Origin of the sequence: Microbacterium excoecariae, from assembly GCF_011326725.1 — a bacterium.
Lineage (GTDB): Bacteria > Actinomycetota > Actinomycetes > Actinomycetales > Microbacteriaceae > Microbacterium > Microbacterium excoecariae.
The window spans coordinates 809,968-835,970 of sequence record NZ_JAANCO010000001.1; the positions used below are offsets into that span (position 1 = coordinate 809,968).

The 26,003-nt window shown below is 70.9% G+C and carries 23 protein-coding genes; 17 read left to right on the forward strand and 6 right to left on the reverse strand.

Annotated features, from left to right (window positions below):
• Positions 1 to 183: 183 nt before the first annotated feature.
• Both G8E01_RS03560 and G8E01_RS13115 read left to right on the forward strand, forming a co-directional pair.
• Positions 184 to 561 carry a LacI family DNA-binding transcriptional regulator gene (locus tag G8E01_RS03560; RefSeq protein ID WP_166315948.1) on the forward strand — a complete coding sequence of 126 codons (378 nt, stop codon included), beginning with the start codon at positions 184 to 186 and terminating at the stop codon, positions 559 to 561.
• Entirely contained in the window at positions 504 to 995 is a 492-nt protein-coding gene (locus G8E01_RS13115) for a LacI family DNA-binding transcriptional regulator (RefSeq protein WP_166315951.1), read from the forward strand. The genes G8E01_RS03560 and G8E01_RS13115 overlap by 58 nt, the downstream gene beginning before the upstream one ends.
• A 64-nt stretch (positions 996 to 1,059) precedes the next feature.
• Here the strand turns inward: G8E01_RS13115 and G8E01_RS03570 are convergent, their stop codons facing one another.
• Positions 1,060 to 2,076, reverse strand: a complete 1,017-nt coding sequence (locus G8E01_RS03570; RefSeq protein ID WP_338100731.1) for a toll/interleukin-1 receptor domain-containing protein — start codon at positions 2,074 to 2,076, stop codon at positions 1,060 to 1,062.
• On the opposite strand from G8E01_RS03570, the gene G8E01_RS03575 reads away from it, so the two are divergent.
• The gene (locus tag G8E01_RS03575) at positions 1,997 to 2,485 is read left to right on the forward strand and encodes a hypothetical protein (RefSeq protein WP_166315957.1); all 489 of its coding nucleotides are present in this window, start codon (positions 1,997 to 1,999) and stop codon (positions 2,483 to 2,485) included. The two genes, G8E01_RS03570 and G8E01_RS03575, sit on opposite strands and share 80 nt — an antisense overlap.
• 528 nt (positions 2,486 to 3,013) lie before the next feature.
• On the opposite strand, the gene G8E01_RS03580 is transcribed toward G8E01_RS03575, so the two are convergent.
• On the reverse strand, positions 3,014 to 3,727 hold the full coding sequence (locus tag G8E01_RS03580) for an SDR family oxidoreductase (protein WP_166315960.1): 714 nt from the start codon (positions 3,725 to 3,727) through the stop codon (positions 3,014 to 3,016).
• A gap of 115 nt (positions 3,728 to 3,842) precedes the next feature.
• Here G8E01_RS03580 and solA point away from each other — a divergent pair, with 115 nt between their 5' ends.
• Genes solA through G8E01_RS03595 form a run of 3 tightly spaced genes read left to right on the forward strand, consistent with a single transcriptional unit; the run spans position 3,843 to position 7,268 of the window.
• Entirely contained in the window at positions 3,843 to 4,964 is a 1,122-nt protein-coding gene (gene solA, locus G8E01_RS03585; RefSeq protein WP_166315963.1) for an N-methyl-L-tryptophan oxidase, read from the forward strand.
• Positions 4,965 to 4,978: 14 nt separating this feature from the next.
• The gene (locus tag G8E01_RS03590; protein ID WP_166315966.1) at positions 4,979 to 5,872 is read left to right on the forward strand and encodes a LysR family transcriptional regulator; all 894 of its coding nucleotides are present in this window, start codon (positions 4,979 to 4,981) and stop codon (positions 5,870 to 5,872) included.
• Between the two features lie 25 nt (positions 5,873 to 5,897).
• Positions 5,898 to 7,268, forward strand: coding sequence for a sodium/glutamate symporter (locus tag G8E01_RS03595; RefSeq protein WP_166315969.1), 1,371 nt, complete (start codon positions 5,898 to 5,900; stop codon positions 7,266 to 7,268).
• A gap of 33 nt (positions 7,269 to 7,301) precedes the next feature.
• Here G8E01_RS03595 and G8E01_RS03600 read toward each other — a convergent pair whose 3' ends face one another.
• The gene (locus tag G8E01_RS03600; protein WP_166315972.1) at positions 7,302 to 7,973 is read right to left on the reverse strand and encodes a YigZ family protein; all 672 of its coding nucleotides are present in this window, start codon (positions 7,971 to 7,973) and stop codon (positions 7,302 to 7,304) included.
• 78 nt (positions 7,974 to 8,051) lie between these two features.
• Between G8E01_RS03600 and G8E01_RS03605 the strand changes: the two genes are divergently transcribed.
• A complete protein-coding gene (locus G8E01_RS03605) occupies positions 8,052 to 10,559 on the forward strand; it encodes a DEAD/DEAH box helicase (RefSeq protein ID WP_166315975.1) in 2,508 nt (835 codons plus the stop codon).
• Between the two features lie 85 nt (positions 10,560 to 10,644).
• Here G8E01_RS03605 and G8E01_RS03610 read toward each other — a convergent pair whose 3' ends face one another.
• Positions 10,645 to 12,021: a MinD/ParA family ATP-binding protein gene (locus tag G8E01_RS03610; protein ID WP_166315978.1), complete on the reverse strand. Its 1,377-nt coding sequence runs from the start codon at positions 12,019 to 12,021 to the stop codon at positions 10,645 to 10,647.
• Positions 12,022 to 12,253: 232 nt separating this feature from the next.
• On the opposite strand from G8E01_RS03610, the gene G8E01_RS03615 reads away from it, so the two are divergent.
• Positions 12,254 to 13,768 (forward strand): glyceraldehyde-3-phosphate dehydrogenase, encoded by a 1,515-nt coding sequence (locus G8E01_RS03615; RefSeq protein WP_338100732.1) that lies wholly within the window; start codon positions 12,254 to 12,256, stop codon positions 13,766 to 13,768.
• 40 nt (positions 13,769 to 13,808) lie between these two features.
• On the opposite strand, the gene G8E01_RS03620 is transcribed toward G8E01_RS03615, so the two are convergent.
• Positions 13,809 to 14,966 carry a Gfo/Idh/MocA family protein gene (locus G8E01_RS03620; RefSeq protein WP_166315984.1) on the reverse strand — a complete coding sequence of 386 codons (1,158 nt, stop codon included), beginning with the start codon at positions 14,964 to 14,966 and terminating at the stop codon, positions 13,809 to 13,811.
• 63 nt (positions 14,967 to 15,029) lie between these two features.
• Positions 15,030 to 15,791: a GntR family transcriptional regulator gene (locus G8E01_RS03625; RefSeq protein WP_166315987.1), complete on the reverse strand. Its 762-nt coding sequence runs from the start codon at positions 15,789 to 15,791 to the stop codon at positions 15,030 to 15,032.
• Between the two features lie 138 nt (positions 15,792 to 15,929).
• Between G8E01_RS03625 and iolC the strand changes: the two genes are divergently transcribed.
• From iolC to G8E01_RS03670, 9 genes are all read left to right on the forward strand, one after another.
• Positions 15,930 to 16,880, forward strand: a complete 951-nt coding sequence (gene iolC, locus G8E01_RS03630; protein ID WP_166315990.1) for a 5-dehydro-2-deoxygluconokinase — start codon at positions 15,930 to 15,932, stop codon at positions 16,878 to 16,880.
• Positions 16,877 to 17,779 (forward strand): class I fructose-bisphosphate aldolase, encoded by a 903-nt coding sequence (locus tag G8E01_RS03635; RefSeq protein ID WP_420826039.1) that lies wholly within the window; start codon positions 16,877 to 16,879, stop codon positions 17,777 to 17,779. The genes iolC and G8E01_RS03635 overlap by 4 nt, the downstream gene beginning before the upstream one ends.
• Positions 17,780 to 17,800: 21 nt before the next feature.
• Positions 17,801 to 19,315, forward strand: coding sequence for a CoA-acylating methylmalonate-semialdehyde dehydrogenase (locus tag G8E01_RS03640; RefSeq protein WP_166315993.1), 1,515 nt, complete (start codon positions 17,801 to 17,803; stop codon positions 19,313 to 19,315).
• Between the two features lie 58 nt (positions 19,316 to 19,373).
• Complete coding sequence (gene iolB, locus G8E01_RS03645) at positions 19,374 to 20,261, forward strand: 5-deoxy-glucuronate isomerase (protein ID WP_166315996.1); 888 nt, start codon at positions 19,374 to 19,376, stop codon at positions 20,259 to 20,261.
• Between the two features lie 5 nt (positions 20,262 to 20,266).
• Entirely contained in the window at positions 20,267 to 22,180 is a 1,914-nt protein-coding gene (iolD, locus tag G8E01_RS03650) for a 3D-(3,5/4)-trihydroxycyclohexane-1,2-dione acylhydrolase (decyclizing) (RefSeq protein ID WP_166315999.1), read from the forward strand.
• Positions 22,181 to 22,218: 38 nt separating this feature from the next.
• Positions 22,219 to 23,169, forward strand: coding sequence for a sugar phosphate isomerase/epimerase family protein (locus G8E01_RS03655; RefSeq protein ID WP_166316002.1), 951 nt, complete (start codon positions 22,219 to 22,221; stop codon positions 23,167 to 23,169).
• A 17-nt stretch (positions 23,170 to 23,186) separates the two neighbouring features.
• Positions 23,187 to 24,200, forward strand: a complete 1,014-nt coding sequence (locus G8E01_RS03660; protein WP_166316005.1) for a Gfo/Idh/MocA family protein — start codon at positions 23,187 to 23,189, stop codon at positions 24,198 to 24,200.
• Positions 24,201 to 24,211: 11 nt separating this feature from the next.
• The gene (locus G8E01_RS03665) at positions 24,212 to 25,078 is read left to right on the forward strand and encodes a sugar phosphate isomerase/epimerase family protein (RefSeq protein WP_166316008.1); all 867 of its coding nucleotides are present in this window, start codon (positions 24,212 to 24,214) and stop codon (positions 25,076 to 25,078) included.
• A 95-nt stretch (positions 25,079 to 25,173) separates the two neighbouring features.
• Positions 25,174 to 25,950 (forward strand): SDR family NAD(P)-dependent oxidoreductase, encoded by a 777-nt coding sequence (locus tag G8E01_RS03670; RefSeq protein WP_166316011.1) that lies wholly within the window; start codon positions 25,174 to 25,176, stop codon positions 25,948 to 25,950.
• Positions 25,951 to 26,003 lie beyond the last annotated feature (53 nt).

Sequence of the window (26,003 nt, forward strand, 5' to 3'; positions counted from 1 at the left end):
TTTAGAGCTTAACCGCTCAGGGGTACGTCGTCAAGCGGTGCCCCGAGCTGGCGTTGCTCATGCAGTGCCGGTTCAAGCGAGAGTCGGCTTTCCGAGCCATCGTGTTCCTGTCGGCAGTGTGCTTGCCCACCGTCGTCATCTTCGTCTTCGGCTGGTGGTTCCAGACAACGGAAAGATGGTTACATGGGCGCGAAGCCGCCCGAGGTGGGAACCAAGCGGAGCCGGAAGAACAGCACGACTCGTGATGTCGCGGCACTCGAAGGGGTGTCGAAGCCGACGGCGTCCCGCGCGGTTCTCGGTCAAGGTGGCGTGAGTGCAGAGACCATCCACCGGGTTCGGCACGCCATCGAGCAGTTTGATTTCGTGCCGATCCAGATCGCTCGGAGCATGACCTCCACATCGTCCGCGATCCTCGGCCCGTTCCTGCGGCGCACGCGCTCGCCCTTCTACGCTCACATGGCGGGCGCGTTCGAGGAGAACGCTGGTGCCAAGGGTGCGAGGTCATGTCGCTCGCTTCCGGCGACCAGCCGGATGAAGCAAACTATCGCTCTCTCACGCTGATGACGGACCTGCGCACAGCCGCCATCGCCGTAGTCGCTCCGAACGTGGACCCGCGAACGATCCGCCAGGTCGCGTCACGCGTCCCTCTGGGCCTCGTCGGTCAGATGGACGAGCCGTCAACCCCCAATGTGCCGTACGTCGCCCCGGACCCCCGCGCCGCCGGGGAGCTCATCGAGCATCTCGTAGACCTGGGACACGGCTCGATTGCAGTACTCTCGCTGCCCCAAGAAGCGTCACCGACTCTGGAACGTCGGGGCGGCTGTCGGAGTTCGTGTTCATCGACCCCTACGAGGACCCCGGCAACTAGAACCTGGTTCGAGGTGCGGGGACACGCAACCTCGCTGATTGAATCAGCTCATGCAATTCAATTGAGCGAATCTATACGTTTGATAGATGCCACGGCTCCTGCGCATGATGCGGACATCGAACCTTAATCCAGGTGTCGTGTGAGTCCAGCTGAGTGGATGTCGGTTGACTACGCGTCTTGAAAGCTGCTGGTCAGCGATCCACCCCGTTCATGCTCAGCTCGTCCGCCTCCTCGTCGTGGAGCTCGCTCACGAGCTCAGCGATTTTCACAGCGATGTCCTCAATGGAATCCTCCACCGTGCTGAAGCCTCCTCGCGACGCAAGCGTGGGGCTCACCTGATCGAGCTCCTCAAAGGAGACACCGTGCATGACCGGCACCAAGAGGTTCCTGCGTAGCAATGCGCTCAGCTCGTTGCTGGCAACGCTTCGGTCCGTCGAAAGCTTCTCGAGCATCGCCGGAGTCACCAGGACGATACCCATTCGTGAGCTGACCAGCCCCCTGTCGATGGCGACGCGCATGTCCGTACCCGGCCGGAGTGTTACTTCACTGAACCATACGGTTACATCCTCGTCAACGAGGAGGTCGTATAGGTCTTGCGCGTCAGCCCTGCGGTCAGGCCACGCGTGGCAGAGGAATACGTCGTGTGCCTGCGTTCGGGCGATGACCGCACGACGTACTGGCTCGAGGTCGCGAACCTGCTGCGAGGTGTACGAGACAGTCGACGATGGCGGTGACCAGCGCGGCCTTCGAGATGTTCCGCTGGCGCTCACCGAGCGATACGCGGGAGGCGTGGGAGCAGGAGGGACGTACGCGGGACGCGGGGGAGCGGCGTACTGGTACCCGCGGCTGCCTCCGTGTACAGGGCAGTCCGCTCCTCCGCCTCGGACGTGCCCGAGTACGGGCGCGGTGCACTGACCATATCCTCTGACCATCAACTGCCCTTCCTTCTGTGGTTCCACTGGGAACCTCATGACTCCGCCAACAAGTGCGCCGACGGGATAGGGAAACCATAGAGACGAGGACCGACATCGCCTCGGTGTGGTCCTTCCAGGAGGTAGGTTTCCCGACCAGGTCAGGAACGACTGATGTGCTCTGGGAAATTGCTCGATGGCGTGCCGAACCCGGTGGATGGACACGAGGTGCGTCAACGCCCTGCTTGAAGCCCTCAGCCGTGTTCCGAGGCGGCATCGCGAAGTTCTGAGCATCATCGTCCGTCGAGGTGAGATCGAAAATCTTGTCGGCAGGGTGGAGAAGGTGTCGATCGCCGTGCCTGACCTCGAAGCCATCCTCCCCTCGCTCGAGCCTCGAGAGTTGCATGCTGTCGTCCTCGCTTTGAGGGAGCGAAGGCTGCTGGACCCTGTCGATGACGACGGGCTCACGAAGATCGTGCTCTCGGCGCCCGAGTCTGACAAGCTCGGCGCGGATGTCTTCGCCGAGATGGCTGCACATCTCGAAGCGGATGAGGTGCGGTCGGCTGTCGAGGAACTCGACTTCTCTGTGTTCGAGCAGGACCCAGCCGCATGGGAAGAGTCCATGTTCCACTACCGATGCCGACCGCTCGATCAGCTGCCCGAGGCGACGTCTCGTCTTTCGAACGGGTGGCGTGTCTCACGCTGACGGAGCCACGGCGACCCAATAGCTTCCGTCGCCCTGGTCGACGACGTCGCCCACAGCGGTTACGCCAAGGGTCGCCAGCGCTGTCAGCATGAGAGCTTGCGGCGTTGACGTCATAGTCTGCGGCCCGTCGTAGATGAGATGCTCTTTGCGCCCTTGCCCCTCCCCGTGAACGACAACGCGCCATGCGGCCCGGTTGTGCGCAAAGGCCCTGACATTCCTGACCATCATTGCGTGCATGAACTTCCCTTCTTCTCGCGTCGTGACGTCTCTACTATCGGCCGATGCACACGGTCGTCTCGACGCATAAGAGCAGTGCGGGACACCGGGCTCGCACAGGATCAAGTTGTTTGACGATTCGAATGGCAGATGGGCGGGGGAGAGGTGCGTGTTTTCAAGGATCAGATGTGTGGTGGGGGATCAGGTTGGATGACGTCGTACACCGTCGCGTGACGCGCCGGGCATTTCCTGGACAGAGGCCCGGATCCGCAGACGCTCGCGGATCCGGGCCTCTTCGCGTCCCACGCGCCGTCAGCGCCGCGGGGGTGCGGGGAGGTGGGGGCGCAGCACGATCGTCTCGACCTGCGCGTTGGTCGGTGCCGAGATCGCGTATCGCACGGCGTCCGCGAGCTCCTGTGGATCCAGATAGGTGTCCGTGCCGCCGCCCGCGCGCCCGGCCTCTTCGCGCAGGCGCTCTCCCATGTCGGTCTTCACGAAGCCGGGGTGCAGGGACGTGACCCGCACGCCGTCGGCGCGGAGCTCCTCGCGGAGGCAGTCGGCGAGGGTGCGGAGCGCGAACTTCGTGCCCGTGTAGACGGATCCGTGCGGGTAGCTCATGAGCCCCGAGCCCGAGTTGATCATGACGATCGTGCCGCGGGCAGCGGTCAGCGCCGGCAGGAGGCGCGAGGTGAGGTCGGCGACCGCGAACACGTTGGTCTCGAACGAGTCTCGCCAGTCCTGGCGCGTAAACTCGGCGAACGGGCGCTCGTCCGCCACGCCGGCGCTGTGCACGAGCACGTCGAGGCGCTCGATCCCCGCGGCCGCGACGGCCCGCGCCAGCTCGTCCTCGTCGGCGAGGTCGGCGATGAACGGCGCGGACCCGGGGATCGCGCGCAGCGCGTCGGCGGCGGCCTCCCGGGTGCGCGCGCCGATGAGCACGCGGTGCGTGGGCGCCAGGGTGGCGGCGATGGCCCGCCCGATGCCGCGCGAGGCGCCGGTGACGAGGGCGGTCGGGGTGGTCTCCATGGGGTCCTCCGGCTGCGCGGGCGCTCCGCGCTCATTTAGTTAACGTCTCACTGCTTGTGTTTCGTATACGTTAACTGTCTTGCAATGCGCGCGGAACCCTCCCTAAGGTGCTCTCATGCCTGAAACTGTCATCGTCATCGGCCTGGGCGGCGCCGGATCCTTCGCCGCCGCGAAGCTCGCCGAGGAGGGCCTCGCCGTCATCGGCCTGGAGGCCGACGACCTGATCCACACGCGCGGGGCCTACTCGGGCGAATCGCGCCTGTTCCGCGCCGCCTACCACGAGGGTGCCGAGTACGTGCCGCTCCTGCTGGAGTCGCGCGACGCGTGGCTCGAGCTCGAGCAGGCGGGCGGGCGCCGACTGTTTCACGAGACGGGCGTGCTGTCGATCGGATCCGCGGCCGCGCCGCAGATGGAGCAGGTGCAGGGCTCGCTCGCGCACGCCGGGCTGGCGCACGAGGTGCTCGACACGGAGGAGCTCCGCCGCCGCTACCCGCAGCACAGCGACCTGACCGACGAGATCGGCGTCCTCGACCTCCTCGGCGGCGTGCTGCGCCCCGAGGCGGCGATCTCGGAGATTCAGCGCCGGGCCCGCCTCGCGGGCGCCGACCTGCGTGGCAATCAGCGCGTGGCGGCCATCGACGAGGACGCACGCGGCGTGCGGGTCCGCCTCGCCTCGGGGGAGGAGCTCCGCGCGGACAAGGTGGTCGTCACGTCCGGCATCACCTCCGGCGGGCTCCTGCCGGACCTCGCGCCCCACATGCAGATCCTGCCGATCGCGCTGACCTGGTTCTGCCCCGAGAACCCCGCCGACTTCGCCCCCGACGTCTTCCCCGCGTTCATCCGCGACCAGGGCGACGTCCACATCTTCGGCGCGCCGACGCTCGACGGATCCCTCGTCAAGGCCGGATACGACGCCCGCTTCGGCACCATCGCCGATCGCTCCGAGCTCCCGCGCGAGCTCGCGCCCGAGGACCGTCACCGCATCGCCCGCGACGTGCACCGCCTGGTCGCGGGCCTCCCGCCGCACATCGCGCGCGAGTCCCTGCACTGCGACATCTTCACGGCGGACAAGCGCCCCATCCTCGGGCGCGTGAGCGAGCGCACCGTGGTCGGCACGGCGTTTTCGGGCCACGGATTCAAGCTCATCCCCGCGTACGGATCCGCGCTCGCCGCGTTCGCCACCGGGGCGCCCCAGGTGCACGACCTCAGCGCGTTCTCGCCCGCGCGCTTCGCCTGAGCGCCGCCATGTCGATGAGCGAGATCACCCTCAAGCAGCTGCGGTGCTTCGTGGCGGTGTACACGGAGCGGAGCTTCACGAAGGCCGCCCAGGTGCTGGACCTGAAGCAGTCCCCGGTATCCCAGGCGATCGCGGCCCTCGAGCGCCAGCTGGGAGCGCAGCTCTTCGACCGCGGCGGGCGCGAGGTGACGCCCACCCCCGCGGCGGTCGCGCTCTTCCCGGAGGCCGTCGAGATGCGTCGGCGCGCCGAGTCGCTGCCGCAGCTCGTGGCGGCCGCGAAGGCGGGCGACGCGAAGCCGCGGATCCGCCTGGGCGCGGCGAGCTCGGCGTTCCCCCACCTCGTCACGAGCGCGCTCGGCGCGCTCGAGGACTTCGCGGTCGTCGTCTCCGACGGATACAGCGCCCCGCTCCTGCGGGCCCTCGACAACGGCGACATCGACGTGTGCCTCGTGCGCGATTTCGGCGACGACCGCGAGGAGGAGCGCGTGGCGTTCCGCGAGCGATTCGTCGTCGCCGTCGCGTCCGGCCACCCGCTGGCGTCCCGCGAGGAGGCGACGATCGACGAGATCGTGCGCGAGCCGATCATCACCTTCCGCCGGGAGGTGGCGCCGATCGCGTTCGACCTCATGGCCAGCACCTTCCTCCAGGCGGGCGCCCCCATGCGGGTCGCCTCCTACCTGTCCAGCGAGCAGGCGATGCTCGGCCTGGTCGCCGCCGGCGGCGGGGTCACGCTCGTCCCGCAAACGGTCGGCCTCGGCGACTGGCACGGCGTCACGTTCGTCCCGATCGCCGGCGCGCCCGCCAACTACCCGCTGACCGTCCGCACGTCGCCGGGCGATCCGCTCGGCCTGCTCTCTCCCGTCACCCGCGCCCTCCAGGACTGGGCCCGCGGGGTCGGCATCTCCTGACCTCCCCTCCCGAAAGGAACCCCGGATGGAATTCTCCCCCTGGTCCCTGCTTGTCGACGCCGGCCTCATCGGCGCTCTCCTCGCGATCGGCACGCTCCTGCGCGCCACCTTCAAGCCCCTGCAGGACATGATGATCCCCGCCGGCGTGATCGCCGGCGTGCTCGGCCTGGTCCTCGGCCCGAACGTGCTCGGCTGGCTGCCGTTCTCGGACCAGCTCGGCACGTACGGATCCGTCCTCATCGCCGCCGTGTTCGCCTGCATGGCGCTCACGAGCGACTTCAACCTGACGAAGATCGGCCGCTCGGTCGGCAGCTTCGCGGCCTACGGCGTGCTGATGTACGCGGCGCAGGTCGCCGTCGCCATGGTGCTCGTCCTCCTCGTCCTCGGCCCGCTCCTCGGCTCGCCCGACTACCTCGGCATCATGCTCTTCGCGGGCTGGGCCGGAGGGTTCGGATCCGCCGCCGCCGTGGGCTCGGCGCTCGGCGACGCGGGCTACCCGGAGGCGGCATCGATCGCCTTCACGTCGGCGACCGTGGGGCTGCTCGTCGGCGTCGTCGGCGGCATCATCCAGACGAAGGTGGGTGCCACGCGCGGCCACGCCCGCGCCTATGCGGGGACGAAGGACATCCCCAAGGACCTCCGCACCGGCGTCCTCGACATCGTCGATGGCAAGGGGACGCAGCCGATCGGCAACCACCTGTTCTCGGGCGGCACGATCGAGTCGCTCACCTTCCAGATCGGGCTCGTCGCGGCCGTCGCCGCGGGCGCGTATGGCCTCAACACGCTCCTCGGCCAGTGGATCCCCGCTGTCGCGTTCCCGCTGTTCACGATCGCGTTCGTCGTGGGCCTCATCGTGCGCGGCCTGTTCTCCGCGGCGCGGGCGTCGCGCTTCATCGACCAGGACTCGATCAACTCGCTGTCCGGCACAGCGACCGACCTGCTCATGGTGTGCGGCATCGCCTCGGTCGTCCCGAGCCTCGTGGCCGACCAGTGGCTGGCGCTCACGATCCTCTTCGTCGTCGGCCTCGCGCTGTGCCTCTTCCTCGGCCTCGTCCTGGCGCCGCGCGTGCTGGGCGAGGGCTGGTTCGAGCGTCAGATCTTCACGTGGGGCTGGTCGACCGGCGCCGTCGCGACGGGCATCGCCCTGCTGCGCATCGCGGATCCGAAGCTCAAGTCGCGGACGCTGGAGGACTTCTCGGTCGCCTACCTCCCCGTGCTCCCGGTCGAGATCACCGCGGTCACGTTCGTGCCGCTGCTCGTCATCGCGGGCGCGGCCTGGGCGGTCGCGGGGATCTGGGGCGCGATCACGGTCGCGGCGCTCATCGTGTCGTTCGTGTTCCTGCGGCTGAACGCGAAGGACGGCGCGAGGGCGGGGCTGGTGTCCGCCTCGCGCTGACCCGGGTCTTTCGCAGACGGGCCGCGCCGCGGGTCAGGCGCCCGCGGCGCGGCCCGCGCGCGGTTCCGCGACGTCGACGATCGCCGTCTCGCCGGCCTCGACGCCGAGCGCGCCCGAGCTCCACGCCGCGACATCGGCCGCGAGGGGCGCGAGCTGGTCGGGCGGCGCCCACACGCCGAGCCGGGCCGCCTGGCCGTACTCCGGATCCGCGAGCACCGCGTCGCGCGCGGACGCCCACTCGCGCAGGAGGTTCTCGATCCGCCCCGCGTCGGCGTGCGGGGCCTCGATCACCGCGTGGGTGAGCGCGCGGCGGCGCACGAGCTGCGCGCGGTCGAGGGCCTCCGACACGGCGTTCCCATACGCCCGTACGAGCCCGCCGGCGCCCAGCTTCACGCCGCCGAAATAGCGCGTGACGACCGCGACGACGTCGGTCATGCCGCGGCGCCGGAGCACCTCGAGCATCGGCACGCCCGCCGTCCCCGACGGCTCGCCGTCGTCCGAGGAGCGCGCTTGGTCGCCCGAGACCCCCGTCACCATCGCGACGCAGTTGTGGCGGGCGTCCCAGAATTCCTTGCGGATCCCGGCGATCGCCGCGTCCGCGTCGTCGACGGAGGACACCGGCACGAGGTGCGCGAGGAAGCGCGAGCGCTTGATCTCGATCTCGTGATCCACGCGCCGCGCGATCGTCGCGGGGTACTCGGCCATCCCCCGAGCGTAACCGCGCCAGGCCCCGCGCCGCGGCCTGGTGCCCGGCGCCCAGGCGGATCGGGCAGACTCGAGGGGATGCCTTCGCTCCTCGACGCCGCCCGCTCCGCCGGATCCGACCCCGACGCCCTCTACGACGCGTTCCTGGAGTGGACGCTCGAGCGGGGGATCGAGCTGTATCCCGCGCAGGACGAGGCCGTCATGGAGCTCGTGCAGTCGGCGAACGTGATCCTTGCGACGCCGACGGGGACGGGGAAGTCCCTCGTGGCGCTCGCCGCGCACGCGATCGCGCTCGGGCGCGGCGGGCGCACGTACTACACGGCGCCGATCAAGGCGCTCGTCAGCGAGAAGTTCTTCGCGCTCGTCGAGGCGTTCGGGGCCGAGAACGTGGGCATGGTGACGGGGGATTCCTCCGTCAATCCCGACGCGCCGATCGTGTGCTGCACGGCCGAGATCCTCGCCAACCTCGCGCTGCGGGAGGGGGCGGCGGCCGACGTCGACCAGGTCGTCATGGACGAGTTCCACTACTACGGGGACCCGCAGCGGGGCTGGGCCTGGCAGATCCCGCTCCTGCTGCTGACCCGCGCCCAGTTCCTCTTAATGTCGGCGACGCTGGGGGACACGAGGGCGATCGAGTCCGACCTCTCCCGGCGCACGGGCCGCCGGACGGCGCTCGTCGCGGGCGCCGAGCGACCCGTCCCGCTGCACTTCACGTACGAAAAGCGCCCCTCGCACGAGGTCGTCGAGGGCCTCCTTGAGGCGGCGGAAGTCCCCGTCTACATCGTGCACTTCAGCCAGGCGCAGGCCATGGAGCGGGCCCAGGCGCTCGCGAGCATTCAGGTCGCGACCCGCGCGCAGCGCGACGCCATCGCGGAGGCGCTCGGCGACTTCCGGTTCACGACGAACTTCGGCAAGACCCTGTCGCGGCTCGTGCGCGCGGGCATCGGCGTGCACCACGCGGGCATGCTCCCGCGCTACCGGCGCCTCGTCGAGACGCTCGCGCAGCGCGGTCTCCTGCGGGTGATCTGCGGCACGGACACCCTCGGCGTCGGCATCAACGTGCCGATCCGCACCGTGCTCGTCACCGCCCTGTCGAAGTACGACGGCACGCGCATGCGGCGCCTCGGTGCGCGCGAGTTCCACCAGATCGCCGGGCGCGCCGGCCGGGCGGGCTACGACCCGTACGGCAACGTGCTCGTCCTCGCGCCCGAGCACGAGATCGAGAACGAGCAGGCGCTGAAGAAGGCCGGCGACGACCCGAAAAAGCGCAAGAAGGTCCAGAAGAAGCAGGCGCCGAAGGGCTTCGTGAGCTGGAGCGAGCAGACCTTCGAGAAGATCATCGAGGCGGATCCCGAGGCCCTCGCGCCCCAGATGCAGATGACCTCGGCGATGCTCATCAACGTCATCGCGCGCGGCGGCGACGTCTTCGCGAACGTGCGCGCGCTGGTCTTCGACAACCACCAGCCGCGCCGCGAGCAGTACGCGCTCGCGCGCCGTGCGCTCGCCATCTTCCGCACGCTGCGCGACGCGCATCTGGTCGAGGTGGGGCTGGCGGGGGAGATTCGCCTGTTCGTCGACCTGCAGCCCAACTTCGCGCTCAACCAGCCCCTGTCGCCGTTCGCGCTCGCTGCGCTGGACCTGCTGGATCCGGAGGACCGCGCCGGATCCGTCGGCACGGGCCACTATGCGCTCGACGTCGTGAGCATCATCGAGGCGACGCTGGACGACCCGCGGCAGATCCTCGGGCAGCAGGAGTTCGCGGCGCGCGGCGAGGCCGTGGCGGCCATGAAGCGCGACGGCATCGAGTACGAGGAGCGGATGGAGCTGCTTGAGCAGATCACCTATCCGAAGCCGCTCGCGGATCTCCTCGCGCAGGCGTTCGAGACGTTCGCGTCGTCGCAGCCGTGGGTCCGCGACTTCCAGCTGGCGCCGAAGAGTATCGTGCGCGACATGTACGAGCGCGCGCTCAGCTTCGCCGACTTCGTGCAGGTGTACCAGCTCGGGCGCAGCGAGGGGCTCGTGCTGCGATACCTGTCGGACGCGTTCCGCACGATCCGGCAGACAGTACCCTCCGAGGCCCGGACCCCCGAACTCGACGACATCGTCGAGTGGCTGGGCGAGATGGTGCGGCAGGTCGACTCGAGCCTCGTCGACGAGTGGGAGACGCTCTTGGCCGGCCTCGATCAGCCGGACGGCGACGGACCGGTCGTGCCGCCCTCGCCCCCGTCCGTCGTGCAGAACCGGCGCGCGTTCACGGTGCTGGTGCGCAACGCGCTGTTCCGGCGCGTGCAGCTCGCGGCGCTCGAGCGTGACGACGAGTTGGTCGCGATCGACCCCGACGCGGGATGGCCGGAGGCGCTCGACGCCTACTTCGACCAGCACGACGAGATGCTCGCGGGCGCCGCGGCGCGCTCGCCGCGGCTCTGCGCGATCGACGACTCGGAGCCCGGCGTCTGGCGCGTCGAGCAGACCATCGACGACCCGGCCGGCGACCACGACTGGCGGATCCGCGCCGAGGTCGACCTGGAGGCGTCGGCGGAGGAGGGCGAGGCCGTCCTCCGCGTCTCCGGCCTCGTGCGCCTCTAGCCCCACCAAGTCCACAATTCTCCGATAAGTCTCACCGGGAACCGGTGAGACTTATCGGAGAATTGTGGACTTAGGCGGACGGGGCTTACGCGCCGCCCGCGAAGCCCCGGGCGATCGCGGCGGTGGCGGCGAGCCACGCGCGCTGCGTCGCCGGGCGGAGCGCGCCGTAGTGCAGGTAGCCGTCGATCATCGCGGGGTCGAACGGGATGTGCACGACGTCGCGCGTGAGCTTGCGGTAGCCGTCGACCACCCGGCGCACCTCGTTCATGGGCGCCTTCTGGTCGGCCTGGTTGACGACCGTGACCGCGTTGGCCGCGAGCTGGGCCGAGCGCTCGTCGCGGTCGGCGAGCGCCTCGAGCAGCAGCGCGCCGGCCTCGGCGTGCTCGTCGCGCGTCGTCGTGGCGACCACGAGCTGGTCCGTGTGGTCGATCATGCGGCGCCACAGCGGATCCGACTCGTCGTTGCCGGAATCCATGACGATCAGGCGGTAGTACCGGGCGGCGACCGCGTGGATCCGGTCCACCTCCTTCGCCGAGACCCGCTGGTCCTCCGCGAGCGCGATCGGCTGCGAGCGCAGGACGTCGAAGCGGTCCTGGCGCTGGTGGTGCACGAACTGCGCGACGTCGGCGGCCTGCGCGTCGGCCGAGAGCAGGTGCGGCGCCGACTCGAGCATGTCGTGCAGGGTCGCGTCGTGCGGGCCCTGCTCGGTGCGCCATCCGAGGGTGCCGCGCGTCTGGTTGTTGTCCCAGGCAAGCACGCCCGCGCCGCCGAACCGGGCGAACACGGCCGCCGTGAGGATCGTCGTCGGCGTCTTGCCCGACCCGCCCTTGCCGTTCACGACGGCGATCGTCCGCGGGCCGGGCCAGTGCTGGGCGACCGCCATCTGGTCGGACCGCTCCGAGCGCTCGGCGGCGCCCGGGGCCATCCGGATCCCCATGCGCGTCATCGTCCCGCGGAAGCCGCGCGTCGCCGGCTCCTCGGAGTCCTCCCCGCCGCGGTCCGACGTGAGGAAGGTCTCGCGCTGTGCGCGGCGGTCGGCGAACTCTCGGCTCGAGACCTGGGGGGCGGATCCGCTCGCCGGCGCCGAGGCGTCCGGCTCCACGGGCGCGGCGGGCTTGGACGCGGCGGGCGACGGGTCGATCGTCGTCATCGCGGGGCGCGACGGCGCCGCCGCGTAGGGGCGTGCGGCGGCCGGGCGCGGCTCGCCGTCGGTCGCGGCGTACTCGACGTGCTCCTCGCCGTCGACGATCAGCGGCCATTCACCATCGGGCTCGCGGACGATGACCCGCGTGGGCTGGCCGAGCTGGCGGGCGATCTCCGCCGTCAGGCGCACGATCTCGCGACGCGCGTCCTCCGCGTGGCTCGTGGCGATCTGGCGCGGCGTCTCGTCAATGACGAGGACGGCGGAGCCGTCCGGATGGATCGTGGCGTTGAGCCCGTCGTCGGTCGAGCTGTCGCGCATTGCGCCCCCTTGGTGCCGGAAAGCATCGTGGCCGTCGCCCGTGTGGCGACAATCTCCCCCAGCTTACCGAGCGGGCGGATCCGCCCCTCGGCGCGCCGCGCTTGCCCCCAGCGAAAGAAGCGGGCTTCTTGCGGGCGGAAAGCGCGGAAGTTCGCTGCCACGCCACCATACGCTCGATTCGCCACCAGCCACGCGGGCGAGGACGCCCGCCCAACGTCAGGAGCCGCGCCGAGTGAGCAACACGTATGACGAGAGCCGCGCCGAGTGGATCGCGCGGGAGGAGCTGGCCGAGCGGATGATCCCGCTGATCGGCCTCCTCTACCGCCGCGACGGGATCGTGCCGTCGGTGCTCGGGCGCCGGCTCCTCCACCTCTCGCCGATCGAGATCCTGAAGGCCCACCGGTTCACCCGCCGGCTCGGGGTGCAGGCGCTCGCGCCGGAAAAGACGATGGCCGTGCTCGAGTCGCTCTGGCGGATCCAGCCCGGGCCCGCCTCCCTCGACGTCGCGCGCCTCGTGAGCCGCTTCGACGAGGCCGGCGGGACCTACGACGCCGCCTCCCTCGACGCGTTCCTCCGGGGCGAGCTCGCGGGGGTGATGGCACCGCCCGCGTCGGCGCCCACCGACGTCGTCCTCTACGGCTTCGGGCGCATCGGGCGGCTGCTCGCGCGGATCCTCATCGCCCACCAGGGCACGGGGCAGGGGCTCAATCTCCGTGCGATCGTCGTCCGCCGCGGCGGCGAGGGCGACCTGCGCAAGCGCGCGAGCCTGCTCCGTCGAGACTCGGTGCACGGCGCGTTCGAGGGCACCATCGACGTCGACGAGGAACGGGGCACGATCCTCGCGAACGGCACCCTCATCCAGGTGATCTACGCCGACGACCCCGCCAGCATCGACTACACGGCCTACGGGATCGACGAGGCGATCGTCGTCGACAACACGGGGCGCTGGCGCGACGAGGAGGGGCTCGGCCAGCACCTGCGCTCCCGCGGCGTCGCGCGGGTGCTGCTGACCGCCCCCGGGAAGGGCGCGATCAAGAACATCGTCTTCGGCGTCAACGGCGACGACATCGCCCCCGAGGACCGGATCCTCTCGGCCGCCTCGTGCACGACGAACGCGATCACCCCCGTCCTCGCGGCCGTCGACCAGGCGTTCGGCGTCGTGCGGGGGCACGTCGAGACGGTGCACTCCTTCACGAACGACCAGAACCTCATCGACAACTTCCACAGCGGCGAGCGGCGGGGCCGCTCGGCCGCGCTCAACATGGTCATCACGGAGACGGGGGCCGCCAAGGCCGTCGCGAAGGCGCTCCCGCAGCTGGCGGGGAAGCTGACGGGCAGCGCGATCCGCGTTCCCACGCCGAACGTGTCCCTCGCGATCCTGGGGCTCGAGCTGGAGCGCGCGACCACGCGCGAGGAGATCTGTGCGTTCCTGCGCCAGACCGCCCTGACGTCGCCGCTGCGCCAGCAGGTCGACTACAGCGAATCCCCCGAGGCCGTCTCCACGGACTTCGTGGGGAGCACGCGAGCGGGCGTCGTCGACGGGCTCGCGACCATCGCGACGGGCGACGAGAACGTCGTGCTCTACGTCTGGTACGACAACGAGTTCGGATACTCCTGCCAGGTCGTGCGCGTCCTCGAGCGGATGGCGGGAGTGCATCCCACGATCCTCCCGGAGCGCGAGCCCGTGCGCATCGCGGAGGCCGTCGCCGAGGAGCTGGCCGCCGAGGCCGAGGCGGCGCTCGCCTGACCGGGGCGACGGGGGCTCCGGCCGCGAGCCCCCGTCGCGCTCAGGCTGCGGGGACCTCGGTCCAGGCGCCGGAGCGTGCGCTCGCGAGGGCCGCGTCGACCACGCGCGCGGCCTCCCACGCGTCGTCCGCCGAGGGGGCGAGCTGCCGGCCCTCCGCGACCGACCGCAGGAAGAGGGCGGCCTCGATCGTCTTGAGGTCGTCGAAGCCCATCGCCGTGCCGGCGCCGGGCTGGAAGCGTGCGAACTCGCCGTCCCCGGGGCGCGCGAGGACCGTGCGGAAGCCGTCGGGCGAGTCCGCGAGCTGCAGCTCGTTCATTCGCTGGAAGTCCCAGCGCAGCGCGCCCGCCGTGCCGTACACCTCGAGCGCGTACTCGGCGCGCGGGCCCACGTCGATCCGCGAGGCCTCGATGGACGCGATCGCCCCGCCGGACAGGCGCGCGAGGAGGACCGCGTAGTCCTCGTTCTCCACCCGCCCCGTGGGCGCGTCGGCCGAGCCACGGCTGAAGTGGCTCGCGGCGCCGGCGGAAGGGAGGGGACGCTCGGCGATGAAGGTCTCGACGTCGGCCGAGACCCGCTCGATGCGCCCCGCGATGAACTGCACGAGGTCGGCCGCGTGCGAGGCGAGGTCGCCGAGCACGCCGCTCCCCGCGCGCTCCGTGAGGAAGCGCCAGGTCAGGGCGCCCCGCGGATCCGACGAGTAGTCCGCGAGGAACGAGCTGCGCACGTGCGTGATGCGCCCGAGGGCGCCGGAGCGGACGAGCTCGCGGGCGCGGGCGATCGCGGGGGCGTGGCGGTAGTTGAAGCCCACGGCCGTGACGAGCCCGCGGTCGGCGGCCGCGCGGGCGATCTCGCCCGATTCCGCGGCGCTGCGCCCCATGGGCTTCTCGATCCAGAACGGCTTGCCGGCGGCGATGGCCGCGAGGGCGATCTCGCGGTGGAGGAAGTTGGGCGCGCAGATCGACACGGCGTCCACGTCGTCCCGCGCCATGACCTCGCGGTAATCCGCGACCGCTGAGCGGTAGCCCAGCACGTCGGTCGCGTGCGCGCGGCCGCCCGCGTCCGGGTCCGCGGCGACGAGGAGCTCGGCGCGCGCCGGGAGGTCGGGGAAGTGGTGGGGCGCGGCGAGATACGCGCGCGAGTGGAGGCGGCCCATCCACCCGACGGATACGAGCCCGATGCCCAGGCGACGTGCGGTCATGTCTCTCCCTTGAAACGACGTAATGACAGGACAAAGCCTACATCGTCGCGCCGGGGTGCGCCGCTACTTGGCGACGAGCGTCGTCTCGAAGCTGTACATGTCGGGCCGGTACACGTGGCGCCCGTATTCGACGGCGACGCCGGACGCGTCGTAGGCGACGCGCTCCATCGTGAGCAGCGGCCCGCCCTGGTCGATGTCAAGCAGGCCGGCCTCGTCGTCGTGCGCGCGGCGGGCGCCGATGTGCTGTTTCGCGACGCGGATCGTCACGCCGCGCGCGCGCAGCATCGTGTAGAGGCCGTCGCTCTCGAGCTGGGGCGAGGTGATGTCGTCGAACTCCGACGGAAGGAAGTTCTCGAGGATGGCCATGGGGGTGCCATCGGTCGTCCGCAGGCGGCGCAGGCGGACGACGGGGGTGCCCGGGGCGACGCCGAGCTTCTCCGCGATGGGTTCCGGCGCGGCCAGCAGGTCGCGCGCGAGGATCCGCGTGCCGGGCTGGAGGTGGGATCCCTTGAGGTCCTCGTAGAGGCTCGTGAGCTCCACCTCGCGCGTGACCTGGCCCTGCACGACCTGCGTGCCGATGCCGCGGCGCCGCACGAGAAGACCTTTGTCGACGACCTCCTGGATCGCGCGCCGGATCGTGGGGCGCGAGAGCCCGAGGCGCTGGCCAATGGAGATCTCGTTCTCCAGGCGCGCGCCGGCGGGGATCGCGCCTGAGCGGATCGCGCTCTCCAGGCGACTGGAGATCTGGAAGTACAGGGGCACGGGGCCCGTGCGGTCGAGGTCGGCGAACAGCTCGTCGGGCCAGACGGGTGTTTCGGTGGCCATGGTGTTCCTCCCGTTATGTCCGCACAATGTTACCCACACGCGAGTTTGTTCTGTTGCATGGCGCGCTTGTTGTGATATTGTCATGACATACGGCCACGACGGCCATGACCGCCCCTCACGACAACGGAGTCCCCAGATATGAGCACTGCCACGGACGTGCTGGCGATTGGTCGCCTCGGCGTTGACATCTATCCCCTGCAGGACGGAGTCGGCCTCGAAGAGGTCGAGACGTTCGGCAAGTTCCTCGGGGGAACGGCCGCGAACGTCACGGTCGCCGCCGCCCGCTACGGGCACCGCCCCGCGCTCGTCTCGCGGGTGGGGGACGACCCGTTCGGGCGCTACCTCCTCGCGGAGCTCGCCCGCCTGGGCGTGGACACGCGCTTCGTGGGCACGGACCCCGAGCTGAACACGCCCGTCACCTTCTGCGAGATCTTCCCGCCGGACGACTTCCCGCTCTATTTCTACCGCGAGCCCAAGGCGCCGGACATGAACGTGGGCCCCGACGAGATCGACGCCCAGGCCGTGCGCGACGCGCGGATCCTGTGGCTCACGACGACCGGCCTCAGCGAGGACCCGAGCCGCCAGGCCCTCCACGCCGCGCTCGCCGCCCGCGAGAAGCGCGAGCACACGATCCTCGACCTCGACTACCGGCCGATGTTCTGGGCGGATCCCGCCGACGCCACGGCCGAGCTGGACCGCGTGCTGGGTCAGGTCACGGTCGCGGTGGGGAACCGGGAAGAGTGCGAGGTCGCCGTCGGCGAGACCGAGCCGCAGCGCGCGGCCGACGCGCTGCTGGAGCGCGGCATCGAGCTCGCCATCGTCAAACAGGGTCCGCGCGGCGTCCTCGCGAAGACGCGTGAGGAGACGGTGGAGGTCCCGACCCACCGCGTCGACGTCGTCAACGGCCTCGGCGCCGGCGACGCCTTCGGCGGCGCGCTCTGCCACGGCCTGCTGTCCGGCTGGGGCATCGAGCGCACGCTGCGGTTCGCGAACGTCGCCGGCGCGATCGTCGCCTCGCGCCGCGAGTGCTCGACCGCGATGCCGACCTCGGACGAGGTCGAGCGCGCGCTCACGGAGGTGCACGCGTGAGCATCTCGTCCGCCGACTTCGCCGCGCTGCGCGACACGCGCCGCGCCCGGCCCGCCGACATCGCGGGTGCCTACGCGGGGCGCACGCGCCGCGAGATCGCCCGGGGAGACGGCAGGCTGCTGATCGTCGCCGCCGATCACCCGGCGCGCGGATCCCTCGCCGTGGGCGCCGACGCCGACGCGATGGCGGATCGCTACGACCTCCTCGACCGCCTCGCGACGGCGCTCGAGCGGCCGGGCGTCGACGGGGTCCTCGGCACGCCCGACATCCTCGACGACCTCGCGGGCCTCGGTCTCCTGAACGACAAGATCGTCGTCGGATCCATGAACCGCGGCGGCCTGCGCGGCGCGGCGTTCGAGATGGACGACCGCTACACGGGGCACGACGTGCCGACCATGGTGGCGCGCGGCATCGACATGGCGAAGACGCTCGTGCGCATCAACCTCGCCGACGCCGGAACGGCCCCGACGCTCGAGGCCACGGCGCGCGCCGTGACCGCCGCGGCCCAGGCGGGCCTGCCGATCATGCTCGAGCCCTTCCTCAGCACCTGGCGAAACGGCCACATCGTCAACGACCTGTCGCCGGACGCCGTGATCCGCTCGGTCGCCATCGCCGCCGGCCTCGGCGCCGACAGCTCGTACACCTGGATGAAGTTGCCGGTGGTCGACGAGATGGAGCGCGTCATGGCCTCCACGACGATGCCGACGCTCCTGCTTGGCGGCGACGCGGGCAACGACCAGGACGCGATGTTCTCGTCGTGGCAGAGCGCGCTCGCGCTCCCCGGCGTGGTCGGCCTGACGGTCGGCCGGAACCTGCTGTACCCCGAGGGGGGCGACGTCGCCGCTGCCGTCGACATCGCCGCCCGCCTTGTCCACCCCGACGATTCCGCCCGCGCCTGACGCGTGGAGAGTGAGGACCTCATGACCACGACTGACCTGCCCCACATCGGCCACTGGATCGACGGCGGCCACCGCCCCTCGACGAGCGGCCGCACGGCGCCGGTGTTCAACCCGGCGACCGGCGCGCCGCAGGCGAACGTCGCGCTCGCCGACCAGGCCGAGATCGACGAGGCGATCGCCTCCGCCCAGCGGGGGTTCGAGACCTGGAGCGGGTACTCGATCGCCAAGCGCCAGTCCGTGCTGTTCGCGTTCCGCGAGCTGCTGAACGCCCGCAAGGGCGAGCTCGCCGAGATCATCACGCGGGAGCACGGCAAGGTCGTCAGCGACGCGATGGGCGAGATCCTCCGCGGCCAGGAGGTCGTCGAGCTCGCGACAGGCTTCCCGCACCTCCTGAAGGGCGCGTTTAACGAAAACGCCTCGACGGGGATCGACGTCTACTCGATCAAGCAGCCGCTCGGCGTCGTCGGCATCATCAGCCCGTTCAACTTCCCCGCGATGGTCCCGATGTGGTTCTTCCCCGTCGCGATCGCCGCCGGCAACGCCGTCGTGCTGAAGCCCAGCGAGAAGGACCCGTCCGCCGCGCTGTGGCTCGCGGAGCTGTGGGCCGAGGCCGGTCTCCCCGCCGGCGTCTTCACCGTCCTGCAGGGCGACAAGCTCGCCGTGGACGGCCTGCTGAACGACCCCGTCGTGCAGTCGGTGTCCTTCGTCGGATCCACGCCGATCGCGCAGTACATCTACGAGACCGCGGCGAAGAACGGCAAGCGGGTCCAGGCGCTCGGCGGCGCGAAGAACCACATGCTCGTGCTGCCGGACGCCGACCTCGACCTCGTCGCCGACCAGGCCGTCAACGCCGGCTACGGCGCGGCGGGGGAGCGGTGCATGGCGATCAGCGTCGTGCTCGCCGTCGAGCCCGTCGCGAACGAGCTGATCGCGAAGATCTCAGAGCGGATCGCGGGCCTGCGTATCGGCGCCGGATCCGCCACTCCCGAGCCCCACATGGGCCCGCTGATCACCGCCGAGCATCGCGCCAAGGTGGCGAGCTACGTCGACATCGCCGAGGCCGACGGGGCGGAGATCGTCGTCGACGGCCGGGGCCTCACCGTCGCGGGATGCGAGGACGGCTTCTTCTTCGGACCGACGCTGATCGACCGCGTCCCGACCACGTCGCGCGCCTACACGGAGGAGATCTTCGGGCCGGTCCTCGAGGTGGTCCGCGTGTCGAGCTACGAGGAGGGCGTCGAGCTCATCAACTCGGGGCGCTTCGGCAACGGCACCGCGATCTTCACCAACGACGGAGGCGCCGCGCGGCGCTTCCAGCACGAGATCCAGGTCGGCATGATCGGGATCAACGTGCCGATCCCCGTGCCCGTGGCGTATCACTCCTTCGGCGGCTGGAAGCAGTCGCTTTTCGGCGACGCGAAGGCCTACGGTGTGCAGGGCTTCGAGTTCTTCACCCGCGAGAAGGCGATCACATCGCGCTGGCTGGACCCCGCCACCCACGGCGGCATCAACCTCGGTTTCCCGCAGAACGACTAACGGACCGCGCGCCCGCCTTCGGGGGAGGGCGGGCGCGCACACAACGAAGGGCACCTCCATGGCGGAGACACGCTGGTTCCACCCGCGCGGGCACCTCGCGCGAGACGGATGGCAGACGGTCGTCGACGGCGCGACCGACGGATGGGAGCACACGGGGCTGCGCGTGGTCGAGCTTTCGGGCGGATCCGTGGAGGTCGAGGCCGGGGTCGAGAAGCTCGTCGTGCCGCTCGCGGGATCCTTCCGGGTCGAGGCCGGCGGATCCGTCTACGAGCTCGCGGGGCGCGCCTCCGTCTTCGACGGGCCGACGGACGTGCTGTACGTCTCGACGGCCGAGGCGGCGACCATCAGCGGGCGCGGCCGCGTCGCGGTCGCGACGAGTCCCACCGCCGCGGCGCACCCCACCCGCCACCTCGCGGCGGCCGACACGCCGGTCGAGCTGCGCGGATCCGGGGCCTCGAGCCGCCAGGTGCACAACTTCGGGACGCCGCAGGCGCTCGACGCCGCGCGCTTCATCGTGTGCGAGGTCATCACGCCGTCCGAGAACTGGTCCTCCTACCCGCCCCACAAGCACGACGAGCACGAACCGGGCCACGAGTCACGCCTCGAGGAGATCTACTACTTCGAGTCGGCCCCGACGCGCTCGGGCGGCAGGGCCGAGTCGGCGGACGCCGCGTTCGGCATGTTCAGCACGTACAGCTCGCCCGCCGGCGAGATCGATATCAATGCGCGGGTGCAGACGGGCGACGTCGCGCTCGTCCCCTACGGCTACCACGGCCCCGCCGTCGCGGCGCCCGGATACGACCTGTACTACCTCAACGTCATGGCGGGCCCGGATCCGGAGCGCGTCTGGCACATCAGCGACGACCCCGCGCACGCGTGGGTGCGCGACACCTGGGAGGGGCAGCCGTTCGACGAGCGCCTCCCGTACGAGAGCACGAAGGGCTGAGAAACATGGGCCACACAACGCGGATGACGGTGGGCCAGGCCCTCGTTGAGTTCCTCGCGAACCAGTGGACGGTCGACGGCGACCACGTCGAGCGGACCATCCCCGCGACCTTCGGCATCTTCGGGCACGGCAACGTGGCGGGCCTCGGTCAGGCGCTGCGCCAGGCGAACGCCGACCGTCCCGACCTGATGCCGTACCATCAGGCGCGCAACGAGCAGGCGATGGTGCACCAGGCCGTCGGCTTCGCCCGCATGCACCGCCGGCGCGCGACCTACGCGGCCGCGGCCTCGGTGGGCCCCGGCGCCGCGAACATGCTCACGGGCGCGGCGCTCGCGACCGCGAACCGGCTGCCCGCCCTGCTGCTGCCCAGCGACACCTTCGCGACGCGGGTCGCGGATCCGGTGCTGCAGCAGCTCGAGCACCCGCACGACCCGGGGATCCAGGTCACCGACGCCTTCCGGCCGGTGTCGCGGTTCTTCGACCGCGTCCAGCGCCCGGAGCAGCTGTTCTCGATCGCGCTCGCCGCGATGCGCGTGCTGACGGATCCGGCCGAGACGGGCGCCGTGACGATCGCGCTTCCTGAGGACGTGCAGGCCGAGGCGCTCGACGTTCCCGACGAGTTCCTCGCGCGCCGCGAGTGGCACGTGCGCCGCCCCCGCCCCGACCGGGGCGCCCTCGAGCGCGCCGTGCGGGCCATCCGGGCGGCCGAGCGCCCCCTCATCGTCGCCGGCGGCGGCGTCCTCTACGCGGACGCCGAGAACGAGCTGCGCGCGCTCGTGGAGGCCACGGGGATCCCCGTGGGCACGTCCCAGGCGGGCGGCGGCGTCCTCGACTGGGAGCACCCGCAGAACCTCGGCGGCGTGGGCGCGACCGGAACGCTCGCCGCGAACCGCCTCGCGGCGGACGCGGACGTCGTGATCGGCATCGGTACGCGCTACAGCGACTTCACGACGGCCTCGCGCACCGCGTTCCAGAACCCCGACGTGACGTTCGTGAACATCAACGTCGCGCCGTTCGACGCCCACAAGCACGGCACGCAGGTGCCCGTGATCGCCGACGCCCGCGAGGCGCTCGTCGAGCTGGCCGACGCGCTCGCCGGCGTCTCGGTGTCCGCGGCGTACGCCGAGACCATCGCGCGCGAAAAGGCCGACTGGGACCGCACGGTCGACGAGGCGTTCGCGCCGTCGGGCCTCGCGCTCCCGGGCCAGCCGGAGATCATCGGCGCCGTGCAGGCAGCGTCGGCGCCCGAGGACGTCGTCGTCCAGGCCGCGGGCTCGCTCCCGGGCGACCTGCACAAGCTGTGGCGGGTGCGGGATCCGCTCGGTTACCACGTGGAATACGCCTTCAGCTGCATGGGCTATGAGATCGCGGGCGGCCTCGGCGCGAAGCGCGGCGCGCTCGCCGACGGCTCCGACCGCGACGTCATCGTCATGGTCGGCGACGGCTCGTACCTCATGCTGAACACCGAGCTCGTGACCGCCGTCGCGGAGGGGATCAAGCTCATCGTGGTCCTCATCCAGAACCACGGATACGCGTCGATCGGGCACCTCTCGGAGACCGTCGGATCCGAGAGGTTCGGCACGCAGTATCGCGCCTACGACCGTGACGAGCGAAACTTCCAGGGCGAGGACATCCTGCCCGTGGACCTCGCGGCCAACGCGCGCAGCTACGGCATCGAGACGGTCGAGATCGCGCCGGGCCCGGGCGCGATCGACGATCTGCGGGCGGCGATCGGGCGCGCGAAGGCGTCGCCGGAATCGACCGTCATCCACATCAACAGCGACCCGCTGATCTACGCGCCCGACGGCGCGGGGTGGTGGGACGTGCCCGTGGCCGAGGTCTCGACCCTCGAAGCGACGCGGAGCGCCCGCGCCGACTACCTCGAGCAGCGACGCGCGCAGCGACCGCTCCTCGGCTGACCCGACGACACCTGTCAACGACGACGAAACGAGACACCATGACGACCGTGAACCCCGCCGCACGCGAAGGCGTCGCAGCCTCCCACCAGGGCCTGCGCATCGGCACCGCCCCCGATTCCTGGGGCGTGTGGTTCCCCGACCACCCCGGGCAGGTCCCGTGGCGCCGCTTCCTCGACGAGGTCGTGGACGCGGGCTACACCTGGATCGAGCTCGGCCCGTACGGGTACCTGCCGACGGATCCGCACGAGCTGGAGGACGAGCTCGGGACGCGCGGGCTGAAGCTGTCGGGCGGCACGGTGTTCACCGGCTTCCACAAGTCGGGCGACGAGTGGAAGCGCGCGTGGGACCAGGCGGTCAAGGTCGCGGGCCTCGCCTCGCAGCTCGGCGCCGAGCACATCGTCGTCATCCCCGACCTCTGGCGCAGCGACGCGACAAGCGAGACGCTCGAGCCGCGCACGCTGACGAACAAGCAGTGGGCCAGCCTCGCGTCCGGGCACGACCGGCTCGGCCGGGCCCTGCTCGAGGAGTTCGGCGTGAAGCAGCAGTTCCACTCGCACGCGGACAGCCACGTCGGCACGACGCGCGAGGTGACGCGCTTCCTCGACGAGACGGATCCGCGGTTCACGAATCTCTGCCTCGACACGGGACACTTCGCGTATTACGGCGGCGACAACCTGTCGCTCATCGAGTCGCGCCCCGAGCGAATCGGCTACCTGCACCTCAAGCAGGTCGACCCGTCGCTGCTGTTCGACGTGCTCAAGAACGACGTGCCGTTCGCTGAGGCCGTCGCCGACGGCATCATGATCGAGCCGCCGCACGGGATCCCCGACCTCGCCCCGATCATCGAGGCCGCCGCGCGCATCTCGCCCGACATCTTCGCGATCGTCGAGCAGGACATGTTCGGCTGCGCGGTCGATACGCCGTTCCCCATCGCGCGGCGCACCCGCGAGCACATCTTCGGCTGCACCCACTTCGCGCGCCAGCGCTGACCTCAAGGAGACACGACATGACCACCACCCTCCGCATCGGGGTCGTCGGCGCCGGAGCCATGGGCGCCGACCACATCCAGCGCATCCAGAACCGGATCTCGGGCGCGACCGTCGCCGCCGTCATCGAGCCCGACGAGGCGCGGGCGCGCCAGGCCGCCGCCGCGGCCCCCGGCGCCGCGACCTTCGCGCGGATCGAGGACGCGATCGCGGCCGACGCGATCGACGCGGCCCTCGTGGCCGTTCCCGGGCCGTTCCACCTGCCCGTGTTGCTCCCCGCCCTCGAGGCGGGCCTCCCCATCCTCTGCGAGAAGCCCCTCACCCCCGATTCGGCGACGTCGCTGCAGGTGCTCGAGGCCGAGCAGAAGCTCGACCGACCGCACATCCAGGTCGGCTTCATGCGGCGCTTCGATCCCGAGTACGCCGAGCTGCGCGAGCTGATCGCGTCCGGCGATGCGGGCGAGCTCGTCATGCTGCGCTGCGCGCACCGCAACCCGTCGGTCCCCGACAGCTACCTGCAGCCGATGCTCATCACGGACTCCGTCGTGCACGAGTTCGACGTCGTGCCGTGGCTCGCCGGATCCCCGATCCGCTCCGTCGAGGTGAAGTTCCCCCGCGCGAACCCGCGCACCCCGGAGCGCCTGCGCGAGCCGATCCTCGTGATCATGGAGCTCGAGAACGGCGTGCTCGTGGACGTCGAGATGAACGTCAGCGTGCAGTTCGGCTACCAGGTCACGACCGAGGCCGTGCTCTCGGAGGGCGTCGCGCGCATCGGCGAGCCGAAGGGCCTGCGCCTGTGGCGCGGCGCGCAGGTCGCACAGCGCGAGCACACGAGCTTCACGACGCGGTTCGCCGAGGCGTACGACAACGAGATCCAGCGGTGGGTCGACGCCGTGCGCGCCGGCACGCTGGTCGACGGCCCCAACGCGTGGGACGGCTACCTCGTGGCCCTCGCCTGCGAGGCCGGCGTCCGCGCCCTCGAGGGCGGCGTGCACGCCGTCGAGTCCGCCGAGCGACCCGCGTTCTACGCCTGAGAAGACCCGCCATGGTGCGCATCGCGATCGACCTGACGCCCTACAACGACGCCGTCGCGCTCCTGGAGTTCCCCGAGCTCGCGGCGCGGCTCGGATACGAGTACCTGCAGCTGACGCCGAACCCCGACTTCGGGCGGCACTTCCACCGCCCGAAGGTGGACACCGCGATGATCCGGCAGCTCAAGAAGCGCGCGTCGGACGCCGGCGTGACCCTCACCTCCGTGCAGCCCGTCCAGCGCTTCGGAGGCCCGGATCCGCGCGACGTCGAGATGGCCGTGTTCAACGCGGCGCGGTACATCGAGGTCGCGGCCGAGCTCGGGGCGCCGGTCATCAACACGGAGTTCTCGGGGCGCCCCGAGCGCGAGGAGGAGTCGGAGTACAGCTTCTATCGCTCGATGGAGCAGCTCCTCCCCATCGCCGAGCGCGAGGGCGTGACGATCAACTTCGACCCGCACCCGGACGACTTCGTCGAGGACGGCCTCGAGGCCTGGCGGATCATCCGCGGCCTCGACAGCGACCGCGTGGGCTTCGTCTACGTGGCCGCGCACACCTTCCACCTCGGCGATCGGGCGGCGACGCTCCTGCCGGAGGTGGGCGATCGCCTCGGCGCCGTGTTCGCGGCCGACACGTTCGACCACAGGCGCTCGCACGGCCTGCGCTACATCACGAACCCACCCGGAAACGCCGCGCGCGTGCACCAGCACCTCCGCATCGGCGACGGTGACGTCGACTTCGACACGCTATTCGCGACGCTGCGCGAGACCGGCTACCTCGACCGCCCCGACGCGCTGATCGTCTCGAACGTCTTCGCCGAGGACGAGCGCGCCGACGAGGTCTCTCGCTTCCAACTTGCGCGGATCCGCGAGCTGATCGGCTGATTCGCCACCCGCACCGTGCCGCCCGCGGATCCGCTCCTTCCTCCCGCCGGAGGAGCGGATCCGCGGGCGGCATCTTTCGCACGCAAGGAGACCTCATGACCTGGGCGACCTATCCGTACGCCGGGAGCCGCGTCGTCGTGACGGGCGCGGGCAGCGGCATTGGCCGCGCGATCGCGCACGCTTTCCTCGACGCGGGCGCCGCCGTCACGCTCGTCGGGCGCACGCGACGCACGCTGGAGGAGACCGCGGCGCGCGCGCCCGACCGGGCGCGCGTCCACGTGGCCGACGTCTCGCGCCGCGACGACATCGATCGCACGATCGCCGACGTCGCGGACGACGGCATCGACGTCGTCGTCGCGTGCGCGGGCCTCAGCGAGCACGGGCGCATCGAGGAGCTCACCGACGCCTCCTGGGAGCGGATGCGCTCGCTCAACCTCGACGGCACCATCTTCCTGGCGCGCGCCGCGATGCCGCACCTGCGCCGGGCCCGCGGCTCGTTCCTCGCGGTCTCGTCGATCGCGGGGCTGGGAGGGGACTGGTCGCAGCCGGGGTACAGCGCGTCGAAGGCCGGCGTCAACGCCCTCGTCCAGGCCATGGCGATGGACGAGGGGCGCGCGGGCGTGCGCGTCAACGCGATCGCGCCGGGCTTCACGCGCACCCAGCAGACGGCAGACCGACTGGACGACCCCGAGTTCTCCCGGGCGCTCCTCGACCGCGTCGCGCTCGATCGGGCCGCGGAGCCGGGCGACATCGCGGCCGCGGCGCTGTTCCTCGCGAGCCCGGACGCGGCGTACATCACGGGCGTGGTGCTCCCCGTCGACGGCGGCACGACGGCATCGGTAGGGACGCCGCGTCCGATCGCACACGCCTGACATGTGCAATTGACAGGACATTAGAACCTGCCTATTCTTATCTCACCATCCCC

What these genes read in the sequence shown, in the direction of transcription:
- G8E01_RS03560 (WP_166315948.1), top strand. Translation starts at nt 184, where the DNA reads ATGGGCGCGAAGCCGCCCGAGGTGGGAACCAAGCGGAGCCGGAAGAAC.
- G8E01_RS13115 (WP_166315951.1), top strand. Translation starts at nt 504, where the DNA reads ATGTCGCTCGCTTCCGGCGACCAGCCGGATGAAGCAAACTATCGCTCT.
- G8E01_RS03575 (WP_166315957.1), top strand. Translation starts at nt 1,997, where the DNA reads ATGGACACGAGGTGCGTCAACGCCCTGCTTGAAGCCCTCAGCCGTGTT.
- G8E01_RS03570 (WP_338100731.1), bottom strand. Translation starts at nt 2,076, where the DNA reads ATGATGCTCAGAACTTCGCGATGCCGCCTCGGAACACGGCTGAGGGCT.
- G8E01_RS03580 (WP_166315960.1), bottom strand. Translation starts at nt 3,727, where the DNA reads ATGGAGACCACCCCGACCGCCCTCGTCACCGGCGCCTCGCGCGGCATC.
- solA (WP_166315963.1), top strand. Translation starts at nt 3,843, where the DNA reads ATGCCTGAAACTGTCATCGTCATCGGCCTGGGCGGCGCCGGATCCTTC.
- G8E01_RS03590 (WP_166315966.1), top strand. Translation starts at nt 4,979, where the DNA reads ATGAGCGAGATCACCCTCAAGCAGCTGCGGTGCTTCGTGGCGGTGTAC.
- G8E01_RS03595 (WP_166315969.1), top strand. Translation starts at nt 5,898, where the DNA reads ATGGAATTCTCCCCCTGGTCCCTGCTTGTCGACGCCGGCCTCATCGGC.
- G8E01_RS03600 (WP_166315972.1), bottom strand. Translation starts at nt 7,973, where the DNA reads ATGGCCGAGTACCCCGCGACGATCGCGCGGCGCGTGGATCACGAGATC.
- G8E01_RS03605 (WP_166315975.1), top strand. Translation starts at nt 8,052, where the DNA reads ATGCCTTCGCTCCTCGACGCCGCCCGCTCCGCCGGATCCGACCCCGAC.
- G8E01_RS03610 (WP_166315978.1), bottom strand. Translation starts at nt 12,021, where the DNA reads ATGCGCGACAGCTCGACCGACGACGGGCTCAACGCCACGATCCATCCG.
- G8E01_RS03620 (WP_166315984.1), bottom strand. Translation starts at nt 14,966, where the DNA reads ATGACCGCACGTCGCCTGGGCATCGGGCTCGTATCCGTCGGGTGGATG.
- G8E01_RS03625 (WP_166315987.1), bottom strand. Translation starts at nt 15,791, where the DNA reads ATGGCCACCGAAACACCCGTCTGGCCCGACGAGCTGTTCGCCGACCTC.
- iolC (WP_166315990.1), top strand. Translation starts at nt 15,930, where the DNA reads ATGAGCACTGCCACGGACGTGCTGGCGATTGGTCGCCTCGGCGTTGAC.
- G8E01_RS03640 (WP_166315993.1), top strand. Translation starts at nt 17,801, where the DNA reads ATGACCACGACTGACCTGCCCCACATCGGCCACTGGATCGACGGCGGC.
- iolB (WP_166315996.1), top strand. Translation starts at nt 19,374, where the DNA reads ATGGCGGAGACACGCTGGTTCCACCCGCGCGGGCACCTCGCGCGAGAC.
- iolD (WP_166315999.1), top strand. Translation starts at nt 20,267, where the DNA reads ATGGGCCACACAACGCGGATGACGGTGGGCCAGGCCCTCGTTGAGTTC.
- G8E01_RS03655 (WP_166316002.1), top strand. Translation starts at nt 22,219, where the DNA reads ATGACGACCGTGAACCCCGCCGCACGCGAAGGCGTCGCAGCCTCCCAC.
- G8E01_RS03660 (WP_166316005.1), top strand. Translation starts at nt 23,187, where the DNA reads ATGACCACCACCCTCCGCATCGGGGTCGTCGGCGCCGGAGCCATGGGC.
- G8E01_RS03665 (WP_166316008.1), top strand. Translation starts at nt 24,212, where the DNA reads ATGGTGCGCATCGCGATCGACCTGACGCCCTACAACGACGCCGTCGCG.
- G8E01_RS03670 (WP_166316011.1), top strand. Translation starts at nt 25,174, where the DNA reads ATGACCTGGGCGACCTATCCGTACGCCGGGAGCCGCGTCGTCGTGACG.